The organism is Micromonospora sp. NBC_00617 (assembly GCF_045161355.1).
Classification (GTDB): Bacteria; Actinomycetota; Actinomycetes; order Mycobacteriales; family Micromonosporaceae; genus Micromonospora.
In genome coordinates, this window is the sequence record NZ_CP107751.1 from 5,063,748 (window position 1) to 5,078,792 (window position 15,045).

18 protein-coding genes are annotated in these 15,045 nt (G+C 73.8%); 5 read left to right on the forward strand and 13 right to left on the reverse strand.

Annotated features, from left to right (window positions below):
- Nucleotides 1–8 precede the first annotated feature (8 nt).
- Entirely contained in the window at nt 9–2,357 is a 2,349-nt protein-coding gene (locus OG505_RS23185) for a diguanylate cyclase (RefSeq protein ID WP_405427501.1), read from the reverse strand.
- Between the two features lie 85 nt (nt 2,358–2,442).
- Here OG505_RS23185 and OG505_RS23190 point away from each other — a divergent pair, with 85 nt between their 5' ends.
- Nucleotides 2,443–3,120 (forward strand): 5-formyltetrahydrofolate cyclo-ligase, encoded by a 678-nt coding sequence (locus OG505_RS23190; RefSeq protein ID WP_405427503.1) that lies wholly within the window; start codon nt 2,443–2,445, stop codon nt 3,118–3,120.
- Nucleotides 3,121–3,147: 27 nt separating this feature from the next.
- Nucleotides 3,148–3,561 (forward strand): FmdB family zinc ribbon protein, encoded by a 414-nt coding sequence (locus tag OG505_RS23195; protein WP_405427505.1) that lies wholly within the window; start codon nt 3,148–3,150, stop codon nt 3,559–3,561.
- 698 nt (nt 3,562–4,259) lie between these two features.
- On the opposite strand, the gene OG505_RS23200 is transcribed toward OG505_RS23195, so the two are convergent.
- A complete protein-coding gene (locus tag OG505_RS23200; protein WP_405427507.1) occupies nt 4,260–4,442 on the reverse strand; it encodes a hypothetical protein in 183 nt (60 codons plus the stop codon).
- A 105-nt stretch (nt 4,443–4,547) separates the two neighbouring features.
- On the opposite strand from OG505_RS23200, the gene OG505_RS23205 reads away from it, so the two are divergent.
- Nucleotides 4,548–4,877 carry a hypothetical protein gene (locus OG505_RS23205; RefSeq protein WP_405427508.1) on the forward strand — a complete coding sequence of 110 codons (330 nt, stop codon included), beginning with the start codon at nt 4,548–4,550 and terminating at the stop codon, nt 4,875–4,877.
- A gap of 35 nt (nt 4,878–4,912) precedes the next feature.
- Here the strand turns inward: OG505_RS23205 and OG505_RS23210 are convergent, their stop codons facing one another.
- Entirely contained in the window at nt 4,913–5,395 is a 483-nt protein-coding gene (locus OG505_RS23210; protein ID WP_405434655.1) for a DUF2231 domain-containing protein, read from the reverse strand.
- A gap of 204 nt (nt 5,396–5,599) precedes the next feature.
- Here OG505_RS23210 and OG505_RS23215 point away from each other — a divergent pair, with 204 nt between their 5' ends.
- Together OG505_RS23215 and OG505_RS23220 are read left to right on the forward strand one after the other, a co-directional pair.
- Nucleotides 5,600–6,028, forward strand: a complete 429-nt coding sequence (locus tag OG505_RS23215) for a Fur family transcriptional regulator (RefSeq protein ID WP_234584363.1) — start codon at nt 5,600–5,602, stop codon at nt 6,026–6,028.
- 49 nt (nt 6,029–6,077) lie between these two features.
- On the forward strand, nt 6,078–6,941 hold the full coding sequence (locus tag OG505_RS23220; protein WP_405427510.1) for an oxygenase MpaB family protein: 864 nt from the start codon (nt 6,078–6,080) through the stop codon (nt 6,939–6,941).
- Nucleotides 6,942–6,987: 46 nt separating this feature from the next.
- Here OG505_RS23220 and OG505_RS23225 read toward each other — a convergent pair whose 3' ends face one another.
- The 10 genes from OG505_RS23225 to OG505_RS23270 form a co-directional block, all read right to left on the reverse strand.
- Entirely contained in the window at nt 6,988–7,815 is an 828-nt protein-coding gene (locus OG505_RS23225; RefSeq protein WP_405434656.1) for a RecB family exonuclease, read from the reverse strand.
- Nucleotides 7,816–7,952: 137 nt separating this feature from the next.
- A complete protein-coding gene (locus OG505_RS23230; RefSeq protein WP_405427512.1) occupies nt 7,953–8,567 on the reverse strand; it encodes a MarC family protein in 615 nt (204 codons plus the stop codon).
- 41 nt (nt 8,568–8,608) lie between these two features.
- Nucleotides 8,609–9,481 carry a PHP domain-containing protein gene (locus tag OG505_RS23235; protein WP_405427514.1) on the reverse strand — a complete coding sequence of 291 codons (873 nt, stop codon included), beginning with the start codon at nt 9,479–9,481 and terminating at the stop codon, nt 8,609–8,611.
- Nucleotides 9,482–9,669: 188 nt separating this feature from the next.
- On the reverse strand, nt 9,670–10,845 hold the full coding sequence (locus OG505_RS23240; protein WP_405427516.1) for a hypothetical protein: 1,176 nt from the start codon (nt 10,843–10,845) through the stop codon (nt 9,670–9,672).
- A gap of 83 nt (nt 10,846–10,928) precedes the next feature.
- Nucleotides 10,929–11,792 (reverse strand): SigE family RNA polymerase sigma factor, encoded by an 864-nt coding sequence (locus tag OG505_RS23245; RefSeq protein ID WP_405427518.1) that lies wholly within the window; start codon nt 11,790–11,792, stop codon nt 10,929–10,931.
- 103 nt (nt 11,793–11,895) lie between these two features.
- Nucleotides 11,896–12,771: a PH domain-containing protein gene (locus OG505_RS23250; RefSeq protein WP_405427520.1), complete on the reverse strand. Its 876-nt coding sequence runs from the start codon at nt 12,769–12,771 to the stop codon at nt 11,896–11,898.
- A gap of 6 nt (nt 12,772–12,777) precedes the next feature.
- Nucleotides 12,778–12,936 carry a hypothetical protein gene (locus tag OG505_RS23255; RefSeq protein ID WP_007455302.1) on the reverse strand — a complete coding sequence of 53 codons (159 nt, stop codon included), beginning with the start codon at nt 12,934–12,936 and terminating at the stop codon, nt 12,778–12,780.
- A 116-nt stretch (nt 12,937–13,052) separates the two neighbouring features.
- Nucleotides 13,053–13,763, reverse strand: a complete 711-nt coding sequence (locus OG505_RS23260; RefSeq protein ID WP_405427522.1) for a DUF6758 family protein — start codon at nt 13,761–13,763, stop codon at nt 13,053–13,055.
- Nucleotides 13,764–13,811: 48 nt separating this feature from the next.
- Nucleotides 13,812–14,435 carry a TrmH family RNA methyltransferase gene (locus OG505_RS23265; protein ID WP_405434657.1) on the reverse strand — a complete coding sequence of 208 codons (624 nt, stop codon included), beginning with the start codon at nt 14,433–14,435 and terminating at the stop codon, nt 13,812–13,814.
- Between the two features lie 53 nt (nt 14,436–14,488).
- The gene (locus tag OG505_RS23270) at nt 14,489–15,013 is read right to left on the reverse strand and encodes a hypothetical protein (protein ID WP_405427523.1); all 525 of its coding nucleotides are present in this window, start codon (nt 15,011–15,013) and stop codon (nt 14,489–14,491) included.
- Nucleotides 15,014–15,045: the final 32 nt, after the last annotated feature.

Here is a 15,045-nt window from a genome sequence, read left to right on the forward strand (position 1 = left end):
CCGCGAGACTATCGGCCACGGCTCTGCCGCGGCGGCTGTGGCCCAGAAGACGCGCCGCCGCCCGGCCCCGGCCGGCCGGCGTCCGGGCCGGCCCGCGAGCCTTCCCCGGTGGTGGCCTCCGGCTCGTCCGCCGGATCCGGGCGGGCGTGCGCCGGCCCCGACCGGTTCGATTCCGGTACGCCAGCGGTCGACTCCGACCGGGCGGGCCCGCCCGGCTCCCGTTGGGCGTGCACGGGCCGGCCGGCGCGCGGCAGCCCGTCGGGTGGGCTGACGGCACCTGAGGGCACCGGAAGCTCGCACATCGGCACGTCGGGGCGGGCCTCGGCAGCCCGATAGGTGTCCCGGCCGGCCGCCTTGGCCGCGTACAGGGCGTCGTCGGCGGCTTCCAGCACCTCCCGTCCGGTGCTGCCGTGGTCCGGGTAGACGGCGATGCCCACCGACACGGTGACCACGATCGGCCCCGCGTACGCCTCGACGGCGATCGGTGTCTCGCGCACCGCCGCGCCCAGCCGCTCCGCGACGATCGCGGCACCCCGGGCGTCGGTCTCCGGTAGGAGCAGCACGAACTCCTCGCCGCCCTGCCGGAAGGCCAGGTCGACCTCGCGGATCTCACCGCGTACCCGCCGGGCGAACTCGGCCAGCACGGTGTCCCCCGCCGCGTGCCCGTACGTGTCGTTGACGTCCTTGAAGCGGTCCAGGTCGAGGGCGAGGACGCTGAGCATCCGGCCGAACCGGCTGGCCCGCTCCACCTCCCGCCGGATCGACTCGCGCAGGTAGCGGTAGTTCCAGAGGCCGGTGAGCGGGTCGGTGAGCGACAGCCGCTGGGCCTCCTCGTGCACCCGGACGTTCTCCACGGCCACGGCCGCGTGGCCGGCGAAGGTGCGCAGGGTGACCAGGTCGTCGTCGTCGAACTCGTCCGCGCCCACCCGGTCATAGAGCGCCAGCACACCGAGCGCCGCGGCGGCGCCGGCCTCGTCGAGACTCCTCTCGCCGCCCGGGGCGGTCGTTGTCGCGCCGCCGCCCGGGGTGGTCGCGGCGCCCGGGGTGGCGAAGGGGACCGCGACGTAGGTGCGGCAGCGGGGCTCGCCGGTCGGGGCCTCGGTCGGCTCCACCCGGCCCCGCTGCGGCTCGCCGGTCGCGGCCACCGCGCCGACCACGCCGACGCCCACGGGCACCCGCAGTCCCTGGGACCCGTCCGGGTTCCCCGCCGGCCAGCGCCCGTCCAGCCCCTCGCTGCACTGCGCGACGAGCACCCCGCCGGCCTCCACCAGCAGCACCGCCCCGGCCCGCGCCCCGGTGGCCGCGATGGCGCTGTGCAGGATCACCCGCAGGATGCGTTGCAGGTCGTGGGTGCTGGCCAGGGTGTCGCCGAGCACCGCGAGGTGCCCACGTAGCTGGTCGCGGCTGCTGGTCAGCGCGGCGACGTACGACCCGGTCTCGCGCGTCATCCGGTTGAACGCCGCCGCCAGCCGTCCCAGCTCGTCGCGGCTGCGTACCGGCACCCGGGCGGTCAGGTCGCCGTGCGCCACCCGGTCGACCGCTCCGGCCAGCTCCACCAGTGGCCGGGTGGTCACCCGGGCCAGACGCCAGGCGGTGAACACGGCGAGCAGACCGGCCAGCACGACCACGCCGGCCAGCGTGACGGGCAGCCCGGGCGGCCGCTCGCTCGGCACCGACAACACCAGCGGCAGCGGCTGGCCGGCGGACGGCCCGATCCGGCGCACGTACCGACCCTTGGTGCTCTCGGTGACCCGCTCGCCGCTGGTGGCCCCGGCGGCGGCCAGCACCGCGTCGCGTTCCTCTCGGGACTCGGTGGTGTGGGTGAACCGGGCGGCGCTCGCGCCGCCGTCGAGCAGGGTGACCGCGACCCCGGTCACCACCGCCAGCCGGGCCACGAAGGCCGGGTCGACCAGGTGCGCGGCGGCCACCGTGCCCAGCAGCGCGCCGGCCGGGTCGCGGCGGTCCACCCGGGCGGCCAGCGCGCGGACCGGGCCGGACGGCGCGGTGGCCGGCTCGGAGCAGTCCTGCCAGGGGGTCGGCGGAGCGCCGGGCGAGGCGTACGTGACGCGTCCGTTCACGTCGGTGACCAGCACCGCTGCCGCCAGCCCACGGCCGACGAGCTGGCCGGCGGCGATGGCCGGGTCACCGGTGAGGGCGACCGCGTCGGCGGCGGCGCGCAACTGCTGGCAGAGCGCGTCGACCGAGGTACGCACCGTGGAGGCCGCCACCGCGAGGCGCTCGGTGGACCGGCTGCGGTCGACGGCCGTGACGGTGGAGGCGACGAAGAACGCCCCGAGCAGGACCGGGCCGAGCACCACCACGAGGAAGGCTGCCGTCAACCGCCCGCGTAGCGTCACTCGGTCCCCCCGGAAGTTCCGCCTCCGTTGCTTGCGATGCTGACACAGAGCAACCGTGGGAGTGGCGTTGCGTCAGGAGTGTTGCGTGCCGGAATTTTCTTATGAAGCGGAAGTGACCCGAGTGGCGAAGCGAGACACCCGCGTCGACCTGCTCGCCCGCCGCCGGGCCCTGACTGCTCCGGCGCGGGCCGAGGCCGCCGGGCGCGTCCAGGCCGAGCTGGTCGCCCTGGTACGCCGGCTGCGCCCGCGCCGGATGACGGCGTACGTCCCGGTCGGCTCCGAGCCGGGCGGGGCCGACCTGCCGGAGGTGTTGCGGTCGGCGCTGCCGCCCGACGCCGAGTTGCTGCTGCCGGTGCTCCTTTCCGACCTGGACCTGGACTGGGCGGCCTACTCCGGGCCGGAGGCTCTGGTGGCGGCCGGCCGGGGCATCCGGGAGCCGATCGGCCCCCGCCTCGGCGTGGCCGCGGTCACCGGGGCGGAGCTGGTGGTCGTGCCGGCGCTCGCCGTCGACCGGCGCGGCCGACGGCTGGGCCGCGGCGGCGGCTCGTACGACCGGGCGTTGGCGCGGGTGCCCGCGACGGCCCTGACCGTGGTCCCGCTGCACGACGGGGAACTGGTCGAGGCGCTGCCGGCGGAGCCGCACGACCGTCCGGTCCGCGCGGTCGTCACCCCCACCGACGGGATGCGTACGCTTGACGACGGCCCGGGTACGGCGCAGGGTGTCGCGCCCCACACGCCCGCTGGACGAACCCGGGGCGAATGACGCACCATTGGCACTCGAATACGTCGAGTGCCAGCTGACCGAGCTCAGATACCGGAGGAGAACGTGCCCACGTACCAGTACGCCTGCACCGCGTGCGGTCACCAGCTCGAGGCGGTGCAGTCCTTCTCGGACGAGCCGCTGACCGAGTGCCCGGCGTGTCAGGGGCGGCTGCGCAAGGTCTTCAACTCGGTCGGCATCGTCTTCAAGGGCTCGGGCTTCTACCGCACCGACTCCCGCGCGTCCGGCTCCGAGACGTCCGCTGGCGGCACGCCGAGCAAGCCGGCCAAGTCCGAGTCGTCCTCGTCCTCGGGTGGGGATTCCGGATCGTCGTCTTCGTCCTCGTCGTCCGGTGGATCTTCGTCCGGTGGATCGTCGTCCGGTGGATCGTCGGCCGGTGGGTCGGGCGGCGGCAAGGCCCCGGCGGCCAGCTCCGCGTCCTGACCTCAGCCTTTTTCAAGCCTCGCCGACAGCGCCGCCCGCGATCGCCCGGGCGGCGCTGTCTGGCCTTGATCCACTCGGGTTCCCGAAAGTCGGCCTGTCCGAGCCGTGTCGAGCGCCCGGATTCCAGGAAACCGAGTTGATCAAGGTCTTTTCGTGCCATGGCGGGTCCCGCCGTTCCCGATAGCAGATCCGGCCGGTGGATGGGCGTTATCCACAGGCCGGCCAGTTGTCCACAGGCGGGGACGAGGGGTCCGCACTGCGGGCCGTTGCCGGCCTACCGTGCCGCTCTACGGGTGTCACCACGACGGCATCCGGGACGGAGGCGGCAGATGATCAACCGCAAGTTGGACTCCGCTCGGGCGCTGCGCCCGCTGCGCCGGCCCGCCCTGCCTGGCGGTCGCACCCTGCTGCGGGCCGGGCTGGTCGCCGCGCTGCTCGGCCTCGCCGCCGCGATCCTGCACACCCCCACCGACATGGACACCGCGACCGGCTGCCCGGCGGCCAACGGCGCGGTCAGGGCACCGGTCCGGCTGGCCCGACCGGCCGTGCTGCCGGTGGCCCGCCCCAGGGCCGCGGTCGAGGTGGGAGTCCGGCTTACCCGACCCGCCGTGCGGACGATCGCGCGCCCCAGGCTCGCGGTCAGGGCGTGGGTCCGGCTGGCCCGGCCCCTCGCCCGTTCCGCAGGCGCGGCGTCGGGGTCAGTCCCAGTGTGGGGGGCGTTGGGAGAGGAGCCAGTCGTCGTTGCCGCTGCTCCGCTCGCCCCAGCCGTGGTCGGTGTCGTCCGAGGTCTGCTCGGGCAGCACCACGAAGTCGTCGCTCAGGTCGACGGTGCGGTCGTCATCGCCGCGCGCGCCCTGCGTGCCGGGGTCCTCGGTGCTCACGAGCGGCAAGACTAGCGCAGGCGACAGCGGGCGGCCGCTCGCCGACGGTTGGCACATCGACCAGAAGCGACCGGACCGCCGGCTCCGTTGGTAGCGTCGAACGCCGTGACGACCCCCAGCGGTGGCAGCACCCCGGACGACGACTACTGGCGCCGGCCCGGGACCGGCGACGGTGGGATGGCGGACCAACCCCCACCCTCCACCACACCCACGAGCGGGTACGCGGGACCGCCCCCGAGCGTGCCGCCGCCGGCCGGCTGGCGTCCCCCGGTGCACCTGGAGCCGGCCCCGCCCCGACAGCTCCCGCCACAGGACATGGCCGTCCTGGATGCGGCCGAGCAGCGTTCCCAGCGGGTCACCTACGGTTTCGGCGCCGCAGCCGCCGTGGTGCTGGCGGCTCTTGTCTGCCTGCTCTGCTCGCGCCTCATCTTCTAAAGCGGCGTCCCACCACGCCCGCCCGGACCGGCCAGTCAGAGAGTGGTGCCCCAGACGGCCTCGGCGCCGGAGTGACCCGTCAGGTAGACGTAGACCAGGGCGGCGATGGCCAGCGCGACGGTCGCCGCCGCGAGCACCGGCGTCACCAGTGCCGGCAGCCGCGGCACCCGCGGGTGTCCGCTGGTCGCCACGAGCAGCGCGATGGCCACGATCCCCAGGGGCACCACGATCCGGAACAGAATGTCGCCGTAGCGGGAGTGCTCGAAGATCTGGTCGAGTATCTGACCCTGGTAGCCGCGGGCGACCAGGGCGTCGGTGAAGGCTTCACCGGATTCGACGGCCACGAACGCGGTCACCGGCGCGACCACGGCGAGGATGCCCAGCGCCCAGTCCAGTCGGTGCCGCCAGCGCGGCAGCCCCACGTATCCGATGGCCAGCACCGCCAGCAGTGGGACGATGACGACCACCGCGTGGACCACGAGGACGTGTACCGGTAGACCCAGGATCTCCTCGAACATCGACACCTCCAGGTGGATCACGGTGAGGGGATTGCCAGCCTACGGACCGCCGGTCGTCCCCGAGCTCTCGCCCAAAGACACGCGCGCGGCGGCGATCAGGTTCAGCACGGCGCGACCCCGCTGGTCGGTCCTGCGGGCTGTGTCCGTGGCCACCCCTGGCAGGCGACGGTTGTCGCTGCTGGTCGTACGTGCTGTCATTGGCGCATGTCCGGTGGCGAGGAACTGTTGCGATCGAGGGGCCTGCGCGTCACCCGACCACGCCTCGCGGTGCTCGACGTTCTCGCCGACGGGGGTCACCTGGAGGTCGACGAGATCACCCGGCGGGTCCGCGAACGCCTCGACTCTGTCTCCACGCAGGCGGTCTACGACGTGCTGGGGGCGTTGAGCCGGGCCGGGTTGTCCCGCCGGATCGAGCCGGCCGGCAGTCCCGCCCGGTACGAGGCGCGCGCCGGCGACAATCACCACCACGTGGTCTGTCGGGGCTGCGGCGAGATCGCCGACGTCGACTGCACTGTCGGCAGTGCTCCGTGCCTGGAGCCGGGCACCGCGCACGGCTTCGAGGTGGACGAGGCAGAGGTGACCTTCTGGGGCCTCTGCCCGAGCTGCCAGTCGCGCCGCGCCGCCGACAGCTGACCCGCCCGCTCCACCGGCACCGACCGGCGGCCCGTGGCACGCTTGGTCGGTGGACTCCGATGACCTCGGCCTCTTCGGTCCGGGTTCGGTCACGTGGAAGGTGCACGAGGAGCCGATCCTGATCGTCGCGGGCCTGCGCTCGCTCTACCTCCAGGCGTTGCACCCCCGGGCCATGGCCGGGGTCGCGCAGAACAGCAACTACCGCACCGACGCGTGGGGGCGACTGGTGCGCACCGCCACCTACGTGGCCACCACCGTCTACGGCACCACGGCTGAGGCGGAGCAGGCCGGGGCGCGACTGCGTCGCCTGCACGCCCGGCTGCGGGCCACCGACACCACCACCGGCGAGGAGTTCCGGATCGACGACCCGGCCCTGCTGCGCTGGGTGCACGTCACCGAGGTCGAATCGTTCCTCAGCACGGCCCGGCGGGCGGGCCTGCCGCTCACCGACGACGAGGTGGACGGCTACTACACCGAGCAGCGTCGGTCGGCCGCTCTCGTCGGGCTGGACCCGGCCACGGTGCCGGGCACCGCTGCCGAGGTGGCGGCGTACTACCGCGCCGTGCGGCCGGAGCTGCGGATGACCCGGGAGGCCGCCGAGACGGCGATCTTCCTCACCGCCCCACCGCTGCCGTGGAAACTCAGCCTGCCCGCCCGGCTGGGCCTCACCCTCGGCCCGCCGCGCTGGGCGTACCTGGGAATCGCCGGCACCGCTCTCGCGCTGCTGCCTCCGTGGGCCCGGCGAATGTACGGCGGGTTGGGGCTGCCCACCACCGAACTGTCGGCGGACCTCACGGTGCGCGCCCTGCGCCTGGCGCTCGCCGCGGTGCCGCGCCGCTATCTGGAGGGGCCGTTGATACAGGCCGCCAAGGAGCGGGCCGAGCGGCACACCGCGACCTCGCTGGCCGGCTGACCAGCCGGACCACGCTCGGGGTCAGGTGCGGGCAGGCCGCGCAGGGTCAGCCGTCGGCGGGCCGGTCCACGGCCGCCCACGGCTCCTTGCCCGGCGTCTGCGCCCCGGTCGGGCAGTGCCGCCGGAAGTCGCACCAACCGCACCGCGGGCCGGGCGCCACCGGGAACGCCTCGTCGGCGTCGCCGCCGTCGGCGACGGCCCGCTCGGCGGCCATGATGTCGCGGGCCGTGTCCTCTGCTCGGGTCAACTGGCGGGTCAGCGACTCGACGGTGTGGTCGTGGCCGGCGACCGTGCCCGTCGGCAGGTGGTGCAGCTCCACCCGGCGACACGGTCGGCGGAACACCCGCTCGGCCGCGTAGGCGTAGAGCGCCAGCGCCTGCGAGCCTCGGGCGTCGTCGGAGTCCAGCCCGGTGCGGCCCGTCTTGTAGTCGACGATGACCAGCTCCGGGCCCTCCGGCCCGGGGCGCGAGTCGATGCGGTCAGCGCGGCCGTTGAAGGCCAGCACGGCGGTCTTGACCGCCACCACCCGCTCGACACCGAGCGGGTCGGACTCCGGATCCAGCGTCTCGACGTACCCCTCCAGCCAGGTCAGCGCCCGCCGGTAGGCGGCCCGCTCCTGCTCGTCGTCGCGGTAGCCCTCACGGACCCAGGTGCCCTTGAGCAGGGTGGCCAGCGCCTCAAGGCGGCGGCGGTCGGCGGGCAGCGCGTACCAGTTCTTGAGGGCGGTGTGCACGCTGGCGCCGAGCGAGTTGTGCGCCCACGGCGGGCCCTTCGGCGGTGCGGGCCGGTCGACGTAGGAGTAGCGGTAGCGGCGGGGGCAGTCCGCGTACGCGCCGAGCTTGCTCGGGGTGCAGACGAACAGCCGTTCCGGCATCCCCTCGAAGCCGAGCTGCTCGGCGCCACCGGGGCGCTGCTGAGGGGCTCGACCGCCCGCGGCGGGTCGTCCGGCTGAAGAGGCTCGTCGCACGCCTGCGATCCTGCCATCCACCGCCGACATTCCGGGTGTGCCGGTCAGGTCATGTTCACGTACTGGGTCACGAAGGCCGCCACCGCGTCGGCGATGAGCTGGACGGCGATCGCGGCCAGCAGCAGGCCGGCGATCCGGGTCAACACCTCGATGCCACCGGGGCGCAGGATCTTCACGATGCCGCCGGAGAAGCGCAGCACGATCCAGACCGCGACCATGACGGCGAGGATGGCCGCGGCGATCGCGGTGAAGTCGCCGAACCCGTCGGCCTGCTGGACGAAGAGCATGGTCGCCACGATGGCGCCCGGTCCGGCCAGCAGCGGGGTGCCCAGCGGCACCAGCGCGATGTTCGAGGTGACCTGCTGGCTGGGATCGTCGGCCTTGCCGGTCAGCAGTTCCAGGGCGACCAGGACGAGCAGCAGCCCACCGGCGGCCTGCAACGCGGGCAGGTCCACGTGCAGGTAGGCGAGCAGGGTCTGCCCGGCCACCGCGAAGATCACGATTACGCCGAGAGCCAGCGCGACGGCCTGCCAGGCTGCCCGGTTGCGGTCGCGCGCGGGCAATGGTCCGGTCAGCGCCAGGAAGATCGGCATCATGCCCGGCGGGTCGGTGATCACCAGCAGGGTCACGAAAACCTCGCCGAACAGCTTCAGATCCACGTGATCAACCTAGCCGCGCCGTGGTGGGCGAATTACGCGGATCAGCCCGAAGCGACCCCGGTCACCCCGGCGGCGACGATCCGCTCGTACGCCTCGATGCCGGTGGTGAACGCGCCGAGCTGGACGCTCTTGTGGGTGCCGTGGAAGTCGGAGGATCCGGTGACCAGGAGGCCCAACTCGGCGGCGAGCGCGCGGACGTGCGCCTGCTCGGCCGGGCTGTGGTCCTCGTGATCGGCCTCCAGGCCGGCCAGCCCGGCGGCGGCCAGCTCGGCGATCAGCTCGTCGGGCACCACCCGACCACGTCGGGTGGCTCGGGGGTGGGCGAAGACCGGTACGCCCCCGGCGGCCCGGACCAGCCGGACCGCACGGAAGACGTCGATGTCCTCCTTCGGCAGCCGGTACCGCTCGCCCAGCCAGTCCGGGCCGAACGCCTCCCGGGTGCTGGCTACCAGACCGGCGCGGATCAGCGCCTGCGCGATGTGCGGGCGACCCACCGTGCCGCCGCCCGCCCCGGAGAGGATGTCCGGCCAGCGCACGTCGATGCCGTCGGCGCGCAGCAGCGCCACGATCCGTTCGCCGCGCTCCTCGCGGGCGGCCCGCACCCGGGTCAGCTCGGCGACCAACTCCGGGTGGTCGGGGTCGAACAGGTACGCCAGCAGGTGCAGCGGCACCGGCGGCCGCGCGCCCGACCAGTGGCAGGAAAGCTCGGCGCCTCGGATCAGACGCAGACCGGGCGGCAGCGCCCGCACGGCCGGCGCCCAACCGGCGGTGGTGTCGTGGTCGGTGATGGCCAGCACGTCCAGACCCGCGTCGGCACCGGCACGGACCAGGTCGGCCGGGCTGAGCGTGCCGTCGCTGGCGGTCGAGTGGGCGTGCAGGTCGATCCGCGGCGCGGGGCCGGTACGCGAGGTCACCTCCCGACGCTACCCAGCAGACCCGAATCCGGCTCGCGTAGGTGCCCGGCCAGCCCCGGGGCGTGGCCCTCTGCGCGCGCCGGGCCCCGCGCCGCCCTCGGCTCAGGGCACCGCAACGCGCACCAGCGAGCCGAGCCGGTCGTTCGCAGCGCGGGACGCCGCGACCAACGGGGGGACCCGGGCGCGGATCAGGAGCTGGTTACCAGGACCGGCCGGTCACCGGGCTGAAGGCCGTCCACGGGCACCGGCTCGGCCGGTTGCCCGGCACGCACCCGTTCGACGTCGACCTGAACCAGCTTGCCGGCGCTGTCGACGTAGGAGACGTCCGTCCCGGTCGTCCAGGCGACAGCGCCACTCAAAGCCGGGCCGGCCGGCATGGCGTTCAGCGTCGGTCCGAGCCGCTGCAAGTCGACCAGGACGGCCTGGTCGCTCGCGCCGACCTTTCCGTTCACCAGAAGCCACCGCCCGTCGTCGGACACGCCGCCGGCGCCGTCCCGGCTCAACTGGATGCCGCAGGCGGTGCGTACCGGCTTCAAGGCCCGCTTCGGGTCGAGCGCCGCCAGGCAGGTCCCACCCGGCCCGCTCGCGGACACCTGACCGATCAGCCGCCCGTCGGGCAGCGCACCGTAGACGTTCAGGGTGCCCCGCTCGGACACCGCGGTCAGCTCCCCCGCGCCGGGCCGCCAGAGGGCATGGGTCGGCCCATCCGGGTCGAGCCGGACCAGCACGCTGCTTCCGACGAACCGGACGGGTTTCGCGCCGTCCGGGACCGGAATGCGCACCGTGCCGATGAGCTGACTCCCGACGACTCCCGCCACGAGCAGCTCCTTGCCGTCGCGCCAGGCGACCTGGCTGGCGTCGGGCGCGAGAACGATCTGGCCCGCACCGGCCAGCAGTACCTGCACCAGGCCGTCGTCCTGCGCGACCCAGAGGGAACGGCCGGCGGTGGTCGGGGCACCGACCACCAGCAGTCCGGCGCCGCTGGGCAGGCTGTGGGCGCGTTCGGCGGGCCCGACGCTGGGCAGCGCCAGCCGCTTGCCGTCGGGGTTGATCAGGGTGCCGTCGAGGAGCAGGCCGGCGGGTGTTCCGGGCGATGGCGCGGGTGGGGCAACGGTGGCCGAGGGGAGCGGCCGGGCCGACAGATCCGGATCGCCGATCACGACGATGGGCGGGCCCTGCCGGCCGGTCTCGTCGGCGAGCTGCGTCATGCCGGAGCCGATCAGCACGGTGGTGACCATTCCGAGCGCGACACCGACACCGGCACGCCGCCGCCGGATCCGGTTGGCCCGGCGGACGGCCTGACCGGCCGGGTCGGCGGTCAGTGGACGGGTGACGGCGACCTGGTGCGAGAGAGTCTCCCGCACCGCACCTTCCAGCTGGTCACATCGCACCTGGTTAGGACGCTGCGGACCGCCCGTCAGGTTGTCGGGCCGCCGAGAGAATGCGCTCACTGCTGGTCTCCGGCGCCGGTGCCGACGGGCACGGCCGCCGGAGCGGTGGGCAGCTCGACCGCCGGTGCGATGGGGCGGGGCACGGACGGGCGGGGTGCGACCGCTCCCGGCCCGGCCCGGTCGGCCGCCGGACGCGGCGTCGCCTCGGCACGGCCCCCTGAATCCGTCCCGGCCGGCCCGGGTCGGGCAGCGTCGGCACCTCGGCCGGCTCGCGCGGCGTCGCCCCGGCCGGAGCCAGCAGCGCCAGGGCCCCGACCCGAGAGAGCGGCATCGCGGCTCCCGCTGGAGAGGCCGGCGTCGCGGCCCCGGCCGGAGAGGGCGGAGTTGACGCTCCGGTCCGGGCCGAGGGCGTCGGCCAGGTCCGGGGTGGCGGTGCCCATCCGTCGGCGCAGCGTGGCCAGCGCCCGGGAGGCCTGGCTCTTCACCGTGCCCGGCGAGATGTCCAGCAGCGCGGCCGTCTGTGCTTCCGACATGTCCTCGTAGTAGCGCAGGACGAGCACCGCCCGCTGCCGGCTGGGCAGCTCCCTGAGGTGCCGCCAGAGCAGGTCGCGGTCGAGCTGCTGCTCGATCTCGTCGACACCGGGCCGTTCGGGCAGCACCTCGGTGGGGCGTTCACCGTGCCAGCGGCGCCGCCACCAGCTCGTCGAGGTGTTGACCATCACACGACGGGCGTACGGCTCGACGGCCTCGATCCCGCCGAGCCGCTTCCAGGCGAGGTAGGTCTTGGTCAGCGCCGTCTGGAGCAGATCCTCGGCCGTGGCCCAGTCGCCGGCGAGCAGATAGGCGGTACGGAGCAGGGCGGCGGAGCGAGCCGCGACGAACTCGCGGAACTCCTCCTCCAACGGGTCCCTGCTCGCCACAGCGCACCTCCGCACCCACACCGTCCTGGCAGAGTGCCACGTCGGAGGCGTTCCGGTCCATGACGAAAGGTGCGCACTTGCTCCGATGTTCGGACGAAAACTTTCACGCTCCGTCGTCGGCCTTGGCCTCGTCGGCCTCCTTGCCCAACCGCGCCTCGACCGCCTGCGGCTCGTACATCTCTTCCACGACGCGCAGGTACAGCTCGTTCGGGTTGGGCAGATTCTTGATCTCGCGCAGCGCCTGCTCCTGGCCGGCGGACTCCAGGACGAAGGTGCCGTAGTTGAGTGCGCGGCCGGTCGGCGTCTGCTCGTACTTCATGTCGGTGACCCGGACCAGCGGCATCATGGCCACCTTGCGGGTGACGATGCCGTTTACCACCATGACCCGCTTGTTGGTCAGGATGAAGCGGTCATACCACCAGTCGGCGACCCTCCAGGCCACCCAGCCCATGACGGCGAACCAGAGCAGCACCGCGATGGTCGTCAGCGCGCCCACGTTGTTGCCGGCGAGGAAGCCGGACAGGTAGCCGAGCACGAACGTCGCCGCGATGCCGATCAGGAGCGGGTTGGTGAGGTGGATCCAGTGCCGCTTCCACTCGCCCCGGTAGCGCTCGGTGGGGAAGAGGTAGCGGGCGACCAGCGAGCTGGGCTCGTCCTCCAGCGGAAGCACCCGCCGAGGAGTCGCCCCCGTCGCGTCGGCACGCAACCCCGCGAGCTCGTCCTCGGAGATCTGCGGTGGCTGGTAGGCGGCCTCGGGGTCGCGGATCCAGCCCCGGCCGGACCGCCCTTCGCCGGCATAGCCGGGCCCATCGCCGTAGCCGACGTCGTCCGAAAGGGACGGCCCGTCGGACAGGCCGGGACCGGCTCCGTAGCCCGGGCCGTCGTCCGGCCCGATCCGCGGTATCGGCTCGGTGTCGCGCTCGCGACGTTCCCGGTCGGGGTCGTCCGGGTCGAAGGGTGGACCGGAGGGGCTGCCCATCGACGGTTAGGCGACGAGGCTGGTGAAGAAGTCGCCGAACCCCTGGGCGATGTCCATGATCCCGCCGCCCAGCGACTTGAACACATCAGCCGCAGAGTTTGGCCGATAGGCGACGAAGAAGATCAAGAATGCGATTCCGGCCCAGGTGAGGACCTTCTTGACCATGGCGGGCCATCCTCTCGCGCGGCGCCGGGTCCCATTACCGCAGCGGCACCCAGAGTATCAGTGTGGTGTCGTACAGTGAAGATCTGCGTCCGTTCTCCGTCAAACCCGGAAGGCTGTCAAGCCCTCCCGGACAGGTACGGGGATGGTGCGCCGTACACGAGCTCGGGCGGAGTCCACTCGGTCAGGTCGTGCAACACGACGTCTTCCGCGAGGAGATGACCCGCACTCGCCGGCCAGGCTATCGCATGCAGCCACATTCCCCGAGCCTCGCCGGCGTACGCGCTTCGATCCGTCGGAGAATTCACCAACCACAGTGGAGTCGGATGCCCGCCGACCCGGATCCTGGCCTGCCCCACGTGCTCGGGGTGCCCCGGGCCGGGATCGGTCAGCGCGTCGGCGAGTTCCGGTCCGGGATCCGGGCCGGCCAGGCCGGCGAGCCGGGTGCCCAGGCCGACGCCCGGCTCCTCGGCCACGAAAACCAGATCCGCCGGGCCGTCGTCGAGCGGCGCCGGCCCCGCGCAGGCCACCGCCGTCGCCCGCACCCCGGTGCGGTCGTCACCGGCGTACGCCACGCCGGTGAGGGTCCACCCTGGCGGCAGCGGCCACGGGCACCACAGCGGCGTCCCCGGTGGACCGGCGGTCGCGGCGATCCGTTCCACCACGCTCGCGACGATCTCCGCTCCGATGTGTTCGGGCACGTGCAGCGGCGGCACGGGACCGCAGCGCAGGCACCTCGACTCGGTGTGCATCAGATCCGGCGCCCGTACCGGGCCCCCGCATCTCGGACAACTCACCGCGACACTCACAACCCCACCGTCACCCGGCATCGCTGGCACGTCAAGCCGGAACGCCCGATTACGCCGACGAGGCGAGGGTCAGTCCGGTGGCGGGCCGGCGTGCGTACGGATCCACGCGTGCATGGCGATGCCGCTGGCCACGCCCGCGTTGATGGACCGGGTCGAGCCGTACTGTGCAATGGAGTAGAGCGCAGCGCAGGCGGCACGCGCGGGCGCGGACAGGCCCGGCCCCTCCTGGCCGAAGAGCAGGACGCAGTCCCGCGGCAGGATGCCGGTCTCCAGCGGGCGGGAGCCGGGCAGGTTGTCGATGCCGAGCACGGGCAGCCGCCGCCCGACCGCCCAGTCGACGAACTCCTCGATCGTCTCGTGGTGCCGCACGTGCTGGTATCGGTCGGTCACCATCGCGCCCCGCCGGTTCCACCGCCGCCGTCCGACGATGTGCACCTCGGCGGCATTGAAGGCGTTGGCGTTGCGCACCACCGTGCCGATGTTGAAATCGTGCTGCCAGTTCTCGATGGCGACGTGGAAGCCGTGCCGGCGCCGGTCCAGGTCGGCGACGATGGCCTCGAGCCGCCAGTAGCGGTAGCGGTCGACCACGTTGCGCCGGTCCCCCTCGGCCAGCAACTCCGGGTCGTAGCGCGGGTCCTCGGGCGGGTCCCCCGGCCAGGGGCCCACGCCCACCTCAAGCTGGTCGTCGGTCACGGTCATCAGAGGGTACGGGCCACCTCGGCGTCCGCCGCGACGGCCCGCCGACCTCAGCCGAGGCCGAGCGCGTCACCCAGCCGGTCCAGGAAGCGTCGGTCGGCGGGGCTGGCCGGACGTCCGCCGGGGCCGGGCACCGCCCGGCAGACGCGGGCCGCGACCGACTGCACCCACTGGCGGTACGCGGCTGAGTCGGCGGGATCAGCGCGCCGGTGCAGGACCCGAACCGCCGCCCGGCACGCGACCAGCAGGTCCACCAGGTCGGTGAGCCGCTCGGCGGGCGTCGGGGCGCCGTCGTGGCGGGCGTAGATCGCGGCGACCACGGCACGGACCAGATCACTGTCGAACCCGCGGCCGGCAGCCATCGCGTCCAGGCCCGCGAGGCCCGCCATCACCCCCCGCTCCGGGCGGCCGGCGCCGGGCGCCGCGGCGGCCACGAGCACCCGGGCGGGCAGGCTGGTGAGCAGGTCCCACTCGGCGGCGGAGTAGACGGCGGTGGTCAAGGGTGCGGCGCGGCGGCCGGCAGAGGGCGGCTCTCCGGCGACGGAGTGGCTCATCGGAACCTCCGGCGCCAGCATAAGCCCCGAAACGGGCGACGGGCCCCCTCCCC